Annotated in this window: 14 protein-coding genes; 7 read left to right on the forward strand and 7 right to left on the reverse strand. The window is 40.3% G+C overall.

Annotation, left to right across the window (positions count from 1 at the left end; genetic code table 11):
• From NE848_RS02050 to NE848_RS02060, 3 genes are read left to right on the forward strand one after another with little or no spacing between them, the layout of a single operon-like run.
• Positions 1–942 (forward strand): CPBP family intramembrane glutamic endopeptidase, encoded by a 942-nt coding sequence (locus NE848_RS02050; RefSeq protein ID WP_252110544.1) that lies wholly within the window; start codon positions 1–3, stop codon positions 940–942.
• 60 nt (positions 943–1,002) lie between these two features.
• Positions 1,003–2,100, forward strand: coding sequence for an AMP-binding protein (locus NE848_RS02055; RefSeq protein WP_252110545.1), 1,098 nt, complete (start codon positions 1,003–1,005; stop codon positions 2,098–2,100).
• A 16-nt stretch (positions 2,101–2,116) separates the two neighbouring features.
• Positions 2,117–3,442: a M24 family metallopeptidase gene (locus NE848_RS02060; protein ID WP_252110546.1), complete on the forward strand. Its 1,326-nt coding sequence runs from the start codon at positions 2,117–2,119 to the stop codon at positions 3,440–3,442.
• Positions 3,443–3,464: 22 nt separating this feature from the next.
• Here the strand turns inward: NE848_RS02060 and NE848_RS02065 are convergent, their stop codons facing one another.
• From NE848_RS02065 to NE848_RS02080, 4 genes are all read right to left on the reverse strand, one after another.
• A complete protein-coding gene (locus NE848_RS02065; RefSeq protein WP_240100626.1) occupies positions 3,465–3,887 on the reverse strand; it encodes a DoxX family protein in 423 nt (140 codons plus the stop codon).
• Positions 3,888–3,953: 66 nt separating this feature from the next.
• A complete protein-coding gene (locus tag NE848_RS02070) occupies positions 3,954–5,702 on the reverse strand; it encodes a glycoside hydrolase family 13 protein (protein ID WP_252110547.1) in 1,749 nt (582 codons plus the stop codon).
• A 56-nt stretch (positions 5,703–5,758) separates the two neighbouring features.
• On the reverse strand, positions 5,759–7,396 hold the full coding sequence (locus NE848_RS02075) for a M1 family metallopeptidase (protein WP_252110548.1): 1,638 nt from the start codon (positions 7,394–7,396) through the stop codon (positions 5,759–5,761).
• A gap of 8 nt (positions 7,397–7,404) precedes the next feature.
• Positions 7,405–9,033, reverse strand: coding sequence for an acyl-CoA carboxylase subunit beta (locus NE848_RS02080; RefSeq protein WP_252110549.1), 1,629 nt, complete (start codon positions 9,031–9,033; stop codon positions 7,405–7,407).
• 186 nt (positions 9,034–9,219) lie between these two features.
• Between NE848_RS02080 and NE848_RS02085 the strand changes: the two genes are divergently transcribed.
• From NE848_RS02085 to ettA, 3 genes are all read left to right on the forward strand, one after another.
• Positions 9,220–9,399, forward strand: a complete 180-nt coding sequence (locus tag NE848_RS02085; RefSeq protein ID WP_252110550.1) for a CAL67264 family membrane protein — start codon at positions 9,220–9,222, stop codon at positions 9,397–9,399.
• 9 nt (positions 9,400–9,408) lie between these two features.
• The gene (locus NE848_RS02090; protein WP_252110551.1) at positions 9,409–9,888 is read left to right on the forward strand and encodes a DinB family protein; all 480 of its coding nucleotides are present in this window, start codon (positions 9,409–9,411) and stop codon (positions 9,886–9,888) included.
• A gap of 67 nt (positions 9,889–9,955) precedes the next feature.
• Positions 9,956–11,647: an energy-dependent translational throttle protein EttA gene (gene ettA / locus NE848_RS02095; protein ID WP_252110552.1), complete on the forward strand. Its 1,692-nt coding sequence runs from the start codon at positions 9,956–9,958 to the stop codon at positions 11,645–11,647.
• 115 nt (positions 11,648–11,762) lie between these two features.
• Here the strand turns inward: ettA and NE848_RS02100 are convergent, their stop codons facing one another.
• Together NE848_RS02100 and NE848_RS02105 are read right to left on the reverse strand one after the other, a co-directional pair.
• Positions 11,763–12,017, reverse strand: a complete 255-nt coding sequence (locus NE848_RS02100) for a DUF1456 family protein (protein ID WP_252110553.1) — start codon at positions 12,015–12,017, stop codon at positions 11,763–11,765.
• Entirely contained in the window at positions 12,001–13,320 is a 1,320-nt protein-coding gene (locus tag NE848_RS02105; RefSeq protein ID WP_252110554.1) for a DUF2254 domain-containing protein, read from the reverse strand. The genes NE848_RS02100 and NE848_RS02105 overlap by 17 nt, the downstream gene beginning before the upstream one ends.
• A gap of 200 nt (positions 13,321–13,520) precedes the next feature.
• Here NE848_RS02105 and NE848_RS02110 point away from each other — a divergent pair, with 200 nt between their 5' ends.
• On the forward strand, positions 13,521–13,964 hold the full coding sequence (locus NE848_RS02110) for an Hsp20/alpha crystallin family protein (RefSeq protein WP_131396208.1): 444 nt from the start codon (positions 13,521–13,523) through the stop codon (positions 13,962–13,964).
• Positions 13,965–14,019: 55 nt separating this feature from the next.
• Here the strand turns inward: NE848_RS02110 and NE848_RS02115 are convergent, their stop codons facing one another.
• Positions 14,020–15,237, reverse strand: a complete 1,218-nt coding sequence (locus NE848_RS02115) for a hypothetical protein (protein WP_252110555.1) — start codon at positions 15,235–15,237, stop codon at positions 14,020–14,022.
• Positions 15,238–15,295: the final 58 nt, after the last annotated feature.

A 15,295-nucleotide genomic window follows, 5' to 3' on the forward strand; every position in this document is an offset into this window, starting at 1 on the left:
ATGTTTATAAGTCAGGTTTTTAAGTATCAGCACGATTTTTGGCGTTATATCATAGGAGTTGTTACCGTAGTTGCTGGAATCATAGTAGGGCAAATTCCTTTGGTCATTGCTTTATTTGCAGAGAAGGGCTATGAAGTTTTAAGCATGACCGACTCGGAAATGATGACGGCCTTGGACTCCAATTACTTTCTTTTTTTAATGCTTCTTACTTATGCGGTGGCATTGTTGTTCCTTCTTTTTATTGTTAAGAAACTTCATGAACAGCCACTTAGAGCTTTGACTACGTCCAGAGAGAAGATCGACTGGAGCCGTTTCTGGTTCGCTTTTGGCCTGGTTTCCATTTTCATCCTCATCACTACTATTGGAGATTACTTTACTAATCCCGGTGATTATGTGTTGAATTTTGAACTAAAGCCTTTTCTTATATTGTTAGTGATAGCGGTAATATTTGTCCCGTTGCAAACTAGTTTTGAAGAATATTTCTTCAGGGCTTATCTCATGCAGGGGATAGGAGCTCTTTCACGAAACCGCTGGCTTCCACTCATTATAACTTCCGTGATATTCGGAGGATTACATTTTTTTAATCCTGAAGTTACCAAGCTGGGTAATATCATCATGATCCATTATATAGGTACCGGTTTTTTGCTGGGAATAATGACCTTAATGGATGAAGGAATAGAACTGGCTCTTGGATTTCACGCGGCAAATAACCTTTTAACTGCTTTAATTGTCACGGCTGACTGGACCGCTTTTCAGACCAATTCGATATTCAAGGATGTTTCAGAACCTTCTGTTGGCTGGGATGTGTTGATCCCGGTGGTTATAATCTATCCGGTTTTCCTATATATCATGGGAAGAAAGTATAAGTGGAGTAACTGGAAAGAGAGATTAATGGGAAAAGTTCATAAGCCACAACTCCTAAATGTTTCTGAAGAGAATTAAGACTTTCATATCAATTTGTTAACTTTAAGAAACAAGCGTTTTTTCAACTTAACATAACGTATGGCAAATAAATATAAAATACCTGAGACTCATCCGGAGTTCAGACTGAATAAACAGCATTTCACCAATTCTGAACTTCGACAGGTGGCTTATAGTTTTATAAAAGAAGGGGAGCCTTATGAAGAAAAAATAGGTGCCTTTCTTTTAGACTGGTTGAAACCTACGGCATACGTTGAAGTCTATACTTCAGGTTCTACCGGAAAGCCGAAAAAAATACGCTTGAAAAAGCAGCATATGATCAATTCGGCTATCGCTACTTCAAGATTTTTTGATCTTCCTGCCGGGACCACTGCGTTATTATGCCTTCCTGCAGAATATATTGCCGGCAAAATGATGTTGTTAAGAGCCATGTATCTTGGCTGGCAACTTGATACGGTGCCACCATCATCCAATCCACTTGATCAGGTCTTCAAGGTCTATGATTTTTCGGCTATGACACCCTTCCAGCTTGATAATTCGATCGCACGCCTGCATTTGGTAAGGAAGCTTATTATTGGCGGGGGAGCCGTATCCCCAAGAATCAAAGAAATGCTGTCTGATATCGATACCAAAATATATGAGACCTACGGGATGACTGAGACTTCCAGTCATATTGCTGCAAAGCGGTTGAACCCAAGAAAAAAGAAAAAGTCTCCTCGCCCTTTTAAATTACTGCCTAACATCAGTATATCCCAGGATGAAAGAGGTTGCCTCATTATTAAGGCTCCGAATATCCTGGATGAAGAGATAGTCACTAATGATGTGGTTGAAATCATTACTTATAAAAAGTTCCTGTGGAAAGGCAGGTACGATAATGTTATAAATTCCGGAGGTATTAAATTATACCCTGAAGAGATAGAAAGAAAGCTGAATACGGAACTGGATCACAGGTTTTTTGTTACTTCCATGCCCGACGATTCATTAGGAGAAAAACTCGTTCTTTTCGTGGAAGATGATTTTTCTGAAGAAACCCTGGCTGAGCTCGAAAAGACAATCAGTGAGATGAAGTCTCTTAGCAAATATGAAAGGCCCAAAAAGATTTATCTTATCGAAAAGTTTGAAGAAACACCCAATGGCAAAATTCACCGCGAGAATACCATTAAAAGTAAGGTGAGTTAATAATCCCCATCTATTTATGAAAAAATTACTGCTGCTAAGCGCACTGCTATTCCATTTTATTGTTCAAGGTCAGGTCCTGGCTGAAAGAGAGAGAGCTAAAATTGTTGATCAGATACTTGGAGAGAGATTCAATACTGTATTACCCGAACTAATGGATCGAGCGGAGATCGATATGTGGGTGATTATATCCCGTGAGTATAATGAAGATCCTGTCTTAAAAACTATGCTTCCCGCTACCTGGCTGAATGCACGGAGAAGGACCATTCTGGTTTTTTACAGAGATCAGGAGAATGGTAGCATTGAAAAGCTGGCGATAGCACGCTATAATATTGGTGACAATATCGAGTCGGCCTGGAATAAGGAAGAAGAGCCCGATCAGTGGCAGGCATTGGTAGACATCATCAAAAAAAGGGATCCTGAAAAGATAGGTCTTAATATTTCTGAAAATTTTGGGATCGCCGACGGACTTGTTAAAACCGATTTTGACGAATTCACGGAAGCCTTACCTGAGACATATAAGGATAAAATCGTTTCTGCAGAAGATCTTGCCGTAGGCTGGATTGAAACAAGAACCCTTCGGGAGATGGTGCTTTACAGTAGTCTGGTAGAGATTACTCATGATATAATTGCTGAAGCTTTTAGTGCGAATGTTATCCAGCCAGGAATTACCACAACCGATGATGTGGTATGGTGGATGAGGCAAAAGGTCACAAATATGGGGCTGGAAACCTGGTTTCATCCTACAGTGGACATTCAGCGAAGCAAAGAGAAACTTGTAGATCATATTACAGCTTTTTCAGATGAGAACGGGAGTATGGTGATCCTTCCTGGTGATCTTTTGCATTGTGATTTTGGCATTACTTATCTACGGCTTAATACCGACTGCCAGCAAATGGCATATGTGCTTAAAGAAGGAGAGGAAACCGCACCGGAATTTCTTCAGGAGGCATTCAATAAAGGGAATCAGTTGCAGAATATACTCACTTCAAATTTTGAAACCGGGGCTACCGGTAATGAAATCCTGAAAGAAAGTCTTCAGGAAGCTAAAGAACAAAGCTTAAAAGCTTCCATTTATACTCATCCATTAGGGCTTTATGGGCACTCAGCAGGGCCAACCATAGGTATGTGGGATCAGCAGGGTGGGGTTCCGGGCACTGGTGATTATCCATTATATGAAAATACGGTGTATGCTATTGAATTAAATACCGAAGTAGAGATCCCTGAATGGGAAAAAAGTATCAGAATTATGCTTGAGGAAGCAGGTTTCTGGGGTGAGGAAGGTTTTAGATATGTAAACAAAAGGCAAAACGAACTTATTCTTATTCCTTCGGAACAAGATTAAAAAAGCTGAGAAAGGGCCAGTCTTAATAACCCATTTTCATCTTATAATCGGCCGAATGTTTTCCGGATCCGTAGAAAATGAAGAAAATGGTAAACACAAGTACTACTGCGGCCTCTATCAAACCGCCGGGGTTCATGACACCTACGAAATTGATTAGGATAGCCCCCACTAAAATTGGTAACTGGGCGATCAAAGCCCACCGCGTAAGTAAGCCGAAAGCAATTAACAGTCCGCCCACAAGATGTGCGGGTGCAACATAATGAACAACCAGCATTATTCCGCCAAAACCTCTGAGAGGCTCGATGAGTTCAACGAGTTTTTCGGTTTGGGAAATAAACTGGATTCCCTTAATAAAGAAGAAAACACCCAGGGCGATTCTCAGAATGTCTAACCAGTAGTAAGTGTGCGCATTGGCCCACTTATTAAGTGATTTAATACTTAACATAATGGAAAATTTACCTTAAGTTACTAAAAAACAGTCTTATAAGAATATTTTTCTCTGCTTTTTGTATTACTTAAGATCAAAGATCACTGCCTGATAGGCTTGCAGCTCGATTTGTGAACCTTCCTGGACCAGTTCTTCAAGATTGTTTATTAAAGGCTTATTTAAAGTTAAATTATCCGGGAGTTCAAGGTTGGCAGTTTGTTCTGAAAAATTAAGCAGGACTAGCATCTTTTGTCCTTCAAGTTCTCTGGTATAAGCATAAACTTGTTTGTGATCGGGGAAGAGAAGTTTGTAATCTCCATAAACCAGCACTGGATAATTCATTCGCAGGTCGACCATTTTCCGGAAGTAATTCAGGCAGCTGTTAGGATCTTTTTCTTCTGCTTCAACATTTACTGTCTTGTAATTGTCATTTACAGGCAACCAGGGCGTGCCATCTGTGAATCCGGCATGTTCTGAATCATTCCATTGCATTGGGGTACGACCGTTGTCGCGGGATAGGAATTTAAGGCGTGCCATGTATTCCGAAATATCCCCACCTTCGTTCAGGGTTTTCTCATAACCATTTTTAGCAACAATATCCTGATACTGTTCGATGTTTTCAAAACCAATATTGGTCATTCCAAGTTCATCGCCATAATAGCAGTAGGGCGTTCCTCTCATACTCAGGATAAAGGTGTTCAGCATCTTTGAGGAAGCTTTACGGAATTCAGGACTGTCATTGCCAAACTTAGACACCATTCTGGGAACATCGTGATTGGCAAGGAAGATCGAAAGCCAGCCTTTTTCAGCGAAAGCACTGTCCCATTTAGTGTAAACCTCTTTGAATTCAGATAATTTGTAGCCATCCAGGCTATTGCCTACATCCATGCCTTCAAAATGATAGGCCATTTGCAGTTCATTCCTGTCAGCGTCCACTAAGGAATGAGCATCTTCAAAAGTGCTTCCGGCTCCTTCAGAAACTGCAAAAACATCATACTGGCTAAGAACTTCTTTATTGAGTTCTTTCAGGTATTTATGCAGATTAGGGCCCATTCCATAGTATTTGATAACTTCCTTTTCATAACCTTCTGGAAGGGGAGGGAAACTGGTGTCTTTTGAAACGAACTGAAAAGCATCTAAACGGAATCCATCCACACCTTTCTCGGCCCAGAATTTCATAATATCGTATACCTCCTGGCGTACTTTTGGATTCTCCCAGTTAAGGTCTGGTTGTTTCTGGGAGAAGTAATGCAGATAGTAAGCATCTGTTATGGAATCATATTTCCAGGCTTCTCCTTTGGGATCGAAGAGGCTGTAACGGTAATTAGGTTTTCCTTTTTCGGCCGGCCACCAATGATAGTAGTCGCGGTAGGGATTGTCCCGGGATTTTCTCGATTCCTGAAACCATCTGTGCTCATCACTGCTATGATTCACCACAACATCCATGACGAATTTTATATCCCTTTTATGCATTTCCCGGAGCATAAGGTCAAAATCTTCCATGGTACCGAATTCGTCCATTATCTCCCGATAATTACTGATGTCATAACCATTATCGGCATTGGGAGAGCTGTAAATTGGATTGAGCCAGACCATGTTTACCCCAAGGCTCTCTATATAATCAAGCTTTTCTATTATGCCTTTTAGGTCTCCAATTCCATCGCCATCAGTGTCCTTGAAACTTCGCGGGTAGATTTGGTAAATAACTGCCTCCTTCCACCAGGTTCGGTGAACTTCATTATTCAGGTCGTCATTTTTATTGGACTTTTTCTCTACATCTCCACAGGAAATAGTGAAAATTAGAAGGGCAAGAAGAAGGAGTATACGTTTCATGGATTAGAATGTTGATTTACAGCGTAAAATACTGAAATTATTACAATCAAGTACTCTTAATCCAGGATCTCAGTATTTATATAGAATTCCAGGTCGTTAATTTTGATCTCATCAAGATCATCTTCATCTTTAAAAATTTGCCATTCTGAAGTTGCATTCAGTCTTATTTCTTTCTCATCAATAAAAATATCTACCGGCATTTTGAAATTCTCTACATCGGCTTTCCAGCGATAAAAAATATTACCATCTTCTTCCTTCAACTGAAGTATAGGTAAGGCAGGGTTTCTTAAATACTGATCAAATACCGGCGAAAGGTGAGCATCGATAGCCTGATCAAAAAAGGCTTCGGTATCCTTTGTTGAAATGGTCTTATGTTTAAATGTTTCTGAATAATCCCTGAAAGTGTTCCACCATAACTCATCATTATTGTAGATGCTTCTTATAGTGTTCAGAAGATTGGCACCTTTGAAATACATATCTGGCGAACCTTCTGCATTCACGCCATAATCTCCTATGATCGTACTGTAATTGCGTACACCTCTGCGGGTACCCTTAAGATATTCCAGAGCAGCTTCCTTTCCCCAATTACATTCCACATAAATAGCTTCGGTATAACTTGTAAAGCCTTCCTGTATCCACATATCAGCGATATCGGCTGCGGTGATGCTGTTTCCATACCACTCATGGCCCGACTCGTGAATAATTATATAATCCCATTTCAGGCCATAACCGGTGCCTGAAAGGTCACTGCCTAGATATCCATTTTCATATTTGTTTCCATAAGCTACGGCACTTTGATGTTCCATTCCCAGGTAAGGCGTTTCCACCAGTTTAAAGCCATCTTCCTCGAATGGATACGGTCCCATTTTTTCATAGAAACATTCCATCATTCCTTTTACCTGCTCAAACTGAGTTTTGGCTTTCTCAAGATTATAGGGAAGAACATAATAATCAAGGTCAAGGTCTTTGTATTTATCTGAAAAATGGACATAGTTTGCCACATTGATCATGATATTATAGTTGTTGATAGGATTAACAACTTTCCAGCTCCACTCTGTAAATCCATTTCCAAGGTCAGTTTTCCCTACAAAACGGCCATTCGAGACGTTCATGAGTCCATTAGGAACTGCTATGTCCATTCTTGCTTCTTCAGGTTCATCACTTTGATGATCCTTGTTAGGATACCAGAGACTGGCTCCCGTTCCCTGCACGGCAACAGCGATCCATGGATTTCCTTCCTTGTCCTCTGTCCAAACGAATCCGCCATCCCAGGGAGCATTTTCTGCAATTATCGGATTCCCGTGATAAAAGAACTGGATGGAATCCTGAGTGTCTTTTTTAAGCACTTCCTGGAATTCTATAAATACAGCATTGAACTTTCTTTCATAGCTTAGCTTTTCACCATGATGCATGATGGAGTCGATCTCCATATTCTCGAAGAGATCAATTTGCATTACCGGTAAATCGTCCTTAACCTTAAAGGTGATGGTATTTGACCCTGAAATAAATTTTCTTTCCGGCTCTATCCTGAGTTTCAAATGGTATTTATGAACATCAAAATTTGTCCTTTCAGGCCGAAGTGAACCTCTAAGAGTGTCCGCCTCGGTATAATTAGTATGATTTGAGCCTACTATCTGGGCATTCGTCGCAATGGCGATCAAGAAGGTCGCCAGACTTAAAAATATATTCTTCATTTAAATAATCAGGTTTGAATTACACCCAGATTAAAATCTTTTTCGATTGGTGCATGGTTGGCCGCTTCTATTCCCATAGAGATCCATTTCCTGGTATCCATAGGGTCGATGATCGCATCTGTCCATAACCTTGCCGCGGCATAATACGCAGAGGTTTGTTCATCGTAACGGGCCTTTAATTTATCAAATACTTCTTTCTCTTTTTCCTTATCTACTTTTTCTCCTTTTTTCTCCATAGCTGAAGTCTCTATCTGGGCAAGCACCTTAGCTGCCTGTGTTCCTCCCATAACTGCGAGCTCTGCACTTGGCCATGCAACTATCAGTCGTGGATCATAAGCCTTTCCGCACATTGCATAGTTCCCGGCACCATATGAGTTACCTATGATAACAGTGAATTTGGGTACTACTGAATTACTCACTGCACTCACCATTTTTGCACCATCCTTAATGATTCCGCCATGTTCACTTTTGCTGCCTACCATGAAACCGGTCACATCCTGTAGGAAAACCAGTGGAATTTTCTTCTGGTTACAGTTAGCAATAAATCTCGTGGCCTTGTCGGCAGAATCTGAATAGATCACTCCGCCAAACTGCATTTCACCTTTCTTTGTTCTTACGATCTTACGTTGATTCGCTACAATACCCACGGCCCAGCCGTCAATTCTTGCATAGCCGGTAATTATAGTCTGGCCATATCCTTCTTTATACTCTTCAAATTCCGAGCCATCTACCAGGCGATATATGATCTCGTGCATATCATACTGATCACTGCGCTTTTTGGGGAGGATTCCATAGATTTCCTCCTCTTTCTTTTTCGGTTTTTTAGGTTTTGAATGATTGAAACCTGCCTTATCAAACTCACCGATCTTATCCATGATATTTTTAATACGGGTAAGCGCATCCTTATCGTCCTTGGCTTTATAATCGGTTACTCCACTGATCTCACTGTGGGTTGTAGCACCGCCTAAAGTTTCATTGTCTACAGATTCCCCAATCGCAGCTTTTACAAGATAGCTTCCAGCTAAAAAGATACTTCCGGTCTTTTCAACGATAAGCGCCTCATCACTCATGATAGGGAGGTAGGCACCTCCTGCAACACAGCTTCCCATAACCGCGGCGATCTGGGTAATTCCCATACTGCTCATTACGGCGTTGTTTCGAAAAATTCTTCCGAAGTGTTCCTTATCAGGAAAAATCTCATCCTGCATAGGTAAATAAACTCCGGCGCTATCTACCAGATAGATTATAGGTAATTTGTTCTCTATGGCGATTTCCTGTGCTCGCAGGTTCTTTTTTCCTGTGATCGGAAACCAGGCACCAGCTTTCACGGTAGCATCGTTCGCTACCACGATACACTGTTTCCCGGAAATATAGCCGATCTTTACAACAACACCACCGCTTGGGCAACCGCCATGCTCTTCATACATCCCATCTCCAGCAAAGGCACCTATCTCAATAGATTTTTCTGAATCGTCCAGCAGAAAATCGATCCTTTCCCGGGCTGTCATCTTACCTTTGGAGTGATGTTTTTCTATTCTCTTTTCCCCGCCTCCTAATTTTATTTTTGCGAGCCTTTGTCTCATTGAAGAGGCCAAAAGCTTATTGTGGTCTTCATTTTTATTGAAGTTAATATCCATTAGTTTGAATTTTTTACAATAATTTGAACAAATTAATGTGATTCATCTTAAATTATTCCGTTTTCTGAAGAATTTTTGAGAGTTTTAATTCAGAAAAGGCTTTCGGCTAAAATACAAAATCGGGAGAACTCTTACCGATAATATGAATCATTAAAATAGCCGATATTTGCTCTTAAACCATATAGAATGAAAATGAATAAAAATACCATTTTTGGCTGGGCGTCATTTTTAATGTTTCTTGTAGGAACAGCATTGGTGCTTTTAGGGGTGTTAAAGTATAAAGACTATGCTATTGGGTTTTCAACCACCGGCATCGGATTTTTCTTTATCTCCTGGGTATTCAATGCTCTTAAGGGAAGAGTTTAAAATAATATTATGACTGCTGAAAAAACAAAAAGGGAACAGCTTGCAAAACACCTTGATGGTGGGATGGCGTTTGCCTCAATTGATAGTTTTCTTGATAATATTCCTTTTGAAAAGATTGGGATTAGGCCTCCGGGATTACCTTATTCATTCTATGAGATTTTTTTTCATATAGCATTTGCTCAAAAGGATATACTTGAATATACCATTTCAGGTGAATATGAAACCGCAAAATGGCCCGATGATTACTGGCCAAATGCCCTGGAGCCTGAGAGTGAAGCCGAGTGGGAAGATCTCAAGGCAGAATATTTTGAAGACCGAAGGATATTACGGGAATTTATCCTGGATCTCAAAAATGATCTGAATACACCGGTCAGAAATTCTGAAGAGCATACACTCTTAAGGGAAATACTTCTCGTTATTGAACATTCGGCTTATCATACGGGTCAGCTACTGTTAATTCAGAGATTATTAGGGGTATACAATAATTGAATTCTCTGAAAATTTCAGGATATTTGCAGTCTTAAATTAATTATTGAAAATTAAATTTTACTAATATATGTCAGACGATAAAAAAGTGATCTTTTCAATGTCTGGGGTGACCAAAACCTTTCCGAAGGCGAACACTCCGGTTTTGAAAAATATTTATCTGAGTTTCTTCTATGGAGCAAAAATTGGAATTCTGGGGCTTAACGGTTCGGGAAAATCCACCTTACTTAATATCATCGCAGGGAGAGACCAGAACTTCCAGGGAGATGTTGTTTTTTCTCCTGGATACAGTGTAGGGCTTCTCGAGCAGGAACCCGAACTTGATGAGGATAAGACCGTTCTTGAAGTGGTGAAAGAAGGGGTGGCCGATACGGTTGCTGTTCTGGATGAATACAACAAGATCAATGATATGTTTGGTTTGCCGGAAGTTTATGAAGATGCCGATAAGATGCAGAAGCTAATGGATAAGCAGGCCGAACTTCAGGATAAAATAGACGCCAGTAATGCCTGGGAACTGGATACCAAGCTGGAAATCGCTATGGATGCCCTGCGAACTCCTGAATCTGATAAGAAGATCTCGGTCCTTTCCGGCGGGGAAAGAAGAAGGGTGGCTCTTTGCCGTTTATTGCTGCAAGAGCCGGATGTTCTTCTTTTGGATGAGCCTACCAACCATCTTGATGCAGAATCTGTACACTGGCTGGAACATCACCTGCAACAGTATAAAGGAACGGTGATCGCTGTAACTCACGACCGTTACTTCCTTGATAACGTCGCAGGGTGGATCCTGGAACTTGACAGAGGAGAAGGAATCCCATGGAAAGGGAACTATTCTTCCTGGCTGGACCAGAAATCGAAGAGACTGGCCCAGGAGCAAAAACAGGCGAGCAAACGCCAGAAAACCCTGGAGCGAGAGCTTGAATGGGCGAGAATGTCTCCAAAAGGAAGGCAAACGAAACAAAAGGCAAGGCTTAAGAACTATGATAAACTTCTAAGTCAGGACCAGAAACAGATGGATGAGAAACTGGAGATCTATATTCCAAATGGTCCAAGGCTGGGTACTAATGTGATTGAAGCTAAAGGTGTAAGCAAGGCATATGGTGATAAGTTGCTCTATGAAGATCTGAATTTCAATCTGCCCCAGGCAGGGATCGTTGGTATTATTGGTCCCAACGGTGCAGGAAAGACTACGATATTTAGAATGATCATGGGTGAAGAGGAGCCTGATAAGGGAAGTTTTGAAGTTGGTGAAACTGCAAAGATTGCCTATGTAGACCAAAGCCATGCGAATATAGATCCTGAAAAGACTATCTGGCAAAACTTCAGTGATGAACAGGAGCTGATCATGATGGGTGGTCGTCAGGTAAATTCCAGGGCATATTTAAGCCGATTTAATTTCAGTGGTAGTGAGCAAAACAAAAAGGTGAGTATGCTTTCCGGAGGAGAAAGAAACAGACTTCATCTGGCGATGACTCTGAAAGAGGAAGGAAACGTACTTCTGCTGGATGAGCCTACTAATGATCTGGACGTGAACACACTTCGTGCGCTTGAAGAAGGTCTGGAAAACTTTGCGGGCTGTGCAGTGGTAATCTCTCACGACCGTTGGTTCCTTGACAGGATATGTACACACATCCTGGCTTTTGAGGGTGATTCCCAGGTGTATTTCTTTGAAGGTAGTTTCTCAGATTATGAGGAGAATAAGAAGAAAAGACTAGGTGGAGATGTGATGCCGAAGCGAATTAAGTATAAAAAGCTGGTTAGATAAGAATAGCTATAAGTTAAAAGCTTAAAGCAATAGGCAAAAAGGGAGTGGTGAAAATCATTCCTTTTTTAGTTTTGTCTAAAGTCTCTTTTTTAACTTCTAACTTCCAGCTTCTAACTTACTGCTTAGAGCTTTTAGCCTTCTTTTCAGGCATAGGTCCCCGAAGATGTATGATGAGACCATCCAGAAAATTCCGCAGGAACTGATCTCCGCATTCCATATATTTTTCGTGTCCTTCTTTGCGGAAGATCGCTCCTAATTCACTTTTTGAAACCCTGAAATCAACCAGTGCGCAGATCTTTACTATATCATCGTTTGTCAATTTATGCGCTACTCTCAGTTTCTTGAAAATATCGTTATTCGTTAGTCCCATTTTTGTTTTTATTACTGATGTTGAGGTTTAGATTAGCTGCATAATCCTGCGCTCTTTGCAAATCTTTTTTATTATCGATAGCCAATTCAGCATCTTTTAGAAGGTTGTTGGCTTCCCTTTCAAGGCTGGCAATATAGTTAGAATCATCGGGTTCCTGTTTCTTCAGGTAGTGAAACATTAAAAGAAGTTTCTGAATTAAAATAATATCATGTTTGCAATAGGAACGTATAGAAGCCATGACATAATAGAGGAGTTCATCAAAATCAATCGTATTTATTTTAATATAGACCTTTTCATCTCTTGCTATCTTACTGGTGTCCTTCTTGCGCATTCTTAAAGCAAGCAGTTCAGTAAGATAATCAATACCATTGATGGCTGTTCCAGGATCATTAATGCCTGGCGACATGGCCTTTACAATAATTTCGGTGATCTGTTTGAATGCAAGAGTATAATTATCTGAGACAAGTTCTTCCCTAGCAAAATTGAAATTAGACAATATGGTCTGAACAGTATCCTCATCAAGTTCCTTTTTAGATCTAAAAAGGGGGATTCCATGAAGTACGAAAATTCCTTTGACGGGAATTATATGCAGCTGAGTTTCTTCCTTTTCGCAAATATCGATTAGATTCTTAAAGGACATATTTTGCAAGTAACCGCTTTTCTCAGAATGATACTCATACCAGCTTGAAGTATCGCCAAAATCTTCCAGGTCATCTTCTTCCTGGTCAATTAGTTCCTGGAGTCTGGATTTAGCAGTATTGAAAATCCGCTGCAGGATATTACTTATCTGGATGTTCTGAGAGATATTATGGATAAAATAGATAAAAGCATAGATGCATATCACCGTTTCAATGATTCCTAGTAATACTGAAAAACCTGGGATCTGATATTTGTCACCTGTAGGCTGGATGGAAAACAGAATAAATATGCAGTAAAGGATGGTAAACAAATAGGTTCCCAGAACAATCTGGTGGCGGCGGTCACTTATCAACCCGGGAAGAAGACGTGGCGAATAATTATTAGATGCCTGGCTAAGCAGCAACATCACCATCGAGAAGCTAAATACCACTACAGAAATAAGCCCTGAAATCAAAGCGCTGAGAATTGTCATGGCTGTATCCCCGTTATTTACAACAAGGATAGGGGCATGTTCTACCAGATACCTGGAGATCCCCTTGTTTTCAAGAAATAACATGAATACCGCGAATAAAAAACCCAGAAAGGCCAAAAGAGTTGGGTAGAACGCGATACGACTTTCCAGTACATTAAAGAAGGAGATAGTTCGATTGTAAAGCTGCTTCATGAGGATGCATTCAATTATTTAAAGTTAATGAAACTTTGAGAAGACAGGAGACTTTAATATTTATTTGGCTTAGTACGACATAATGTCTTGTTTTTAGTTAGAATACAGGACAAAAAGGCAGTATTTTTCAAATGGTATTTCAATTGTTATAGTATTAATGAAATCAAAAAATAGATTAATAACCTAAAAAATATAGAGCTATGAGTTTAATTAAGAGAAACGACACAAATTGGCTGCCATCAGTATTCGATGATATGTTCAGAACTGACTGGCTTGGTGGAACTACAAATGTGAACAGTATTGGAACCAGCATTCCTGCTGTAAATATCAGGGAAGATGATGATAGTTTCAATGTACAGGTTGCCGCCCCGGGTAAATCCAAGGAGGATTTCAATATTGAACTGGACAATGATGTATTGACAATCTCTGCTGAGGAAAAAAGAGAAAATGAAACTACCGATAAGAATGGCCGTTTTACAAGAAAAGAATTTAGTTACAGCAACTTTAAACGTTCTTTCAGCCTTCCAGATTCGGTAGACAGTTCAAAGATTTCCGCTTCCTATAATAATGGAGTATTGGAAATTGCTCTTCCTAAAAAAGAAGAAGCGAAAGTTCAGGCTAAGAGAATGATAGATATATCCTAACCTGAAAAAGTTTAATTAGTTATATTAAAAGCGTCCAAATGGACGCTTTTTTATTTTAGTAATCCAGCAATATCCAGCGATTCCCGGCACTTTGTATTGTAAAAACCTGCTGAGGTTTGATGCTCAGCACCTTGGAATTGGTCCTTATATCGAAAAGATCATCTCCTCCCTGGAAAATAAAGGGTTTTTCAGAATTCCCCGGCCAGTTCAACAATCGGATGATCCTTCCTTTATTGGCTGCCGAGGGAGGAATGATCAATCCCGATATCTGATTGTTAATTCTCAGGGTCCCTATTTCATCAGTAATCGTAAAATCTCCTGTTGAACTGGTGGTAGAGGAGTAGTTTTCAAATCCTGCATTTGCCCATGAAACCTGCCCATTCGCATTGGTCATCATTACCTGGCCTTCGGTCCCTCTCGCCGTGGGGAAGACATATTCTGTTTCGGGAGTCAGCCCAATTCCAAGTCTTCCTGCGAAATATCCGGCGAATACATTACTATTGGCATCTCCCAAAGCAATACTATAAATGCCGTATATATTTCCAACCCCCTGAACGCTTCCAATTTCTGAATAGATCCCATAATTATTGCTCTTCGCTCCAAAAGTGCGTCCAACCCGGTTGAAAATTCCATAGATATCATTGGTTCCTGTGTTCTGATAGGTTTCATTAAAAATACCATAGTGAATTCCGGTTCCGGCTCCGCCTACATTGGTCTTGATCCCATATTTGGTTCCGTTTGTAGCGCTCCGGTTGTCATTAATAATTCCATAGGTGGTCAGATTATCTGTGGCGGAGTTGGCATTATCTACTTCCAGACCTTTTTTCAGGCCAAGATCTTTACCTGTACCAATTGCGATTTGTAATCTTGAAGTTATCTGGTCTGTTCCTATACCTACACTGGCATCCCTGTAAATAAGATCGGTGAGGTTATTCGGACTGCTGGTGGTACCCGGTTTGTAAAAATTAGATGAAGATGCATCGGCAAGCATGGGCTTCCACTTTGTCTCTAGTGCATTCCAGTAATAAAAACCAGAATTATAACCGGGAATGTTCTTATTCAAGAAAACAAACATCCCATGTTGCTCATTTCCGGGATTCTCGGCAGGGAATTTTTCAATTCTGGGAATGAGAATTCCATCAATATTTGCAGGATTTTCCTTGTCAGTCGCAACTATATCCAGTTGCGCGTTTGGATTTGAAGTTCCAATGCCTACTTGCGAAGAAAGAAAATGCGGAAGCAGGACGAGTAAAAAAACATAAAAATTTCTCATTGACAAACAGATTTTGTTTGCCATTTAAGTAAGGGTGAAATGCTTTAGGATCAGTCAA

Origin of the sequence: Gramella jeungdoensis (genome assembly GCF_023805255.1) — a bacterium.
Classification (GTDB): domain Bacteria; phylum Bacteroidota; class Bacteroidia; order Flavobacteriales; family Flavobacteriaceae; genus Christiangramia; species Christiangramia jeungdoensis.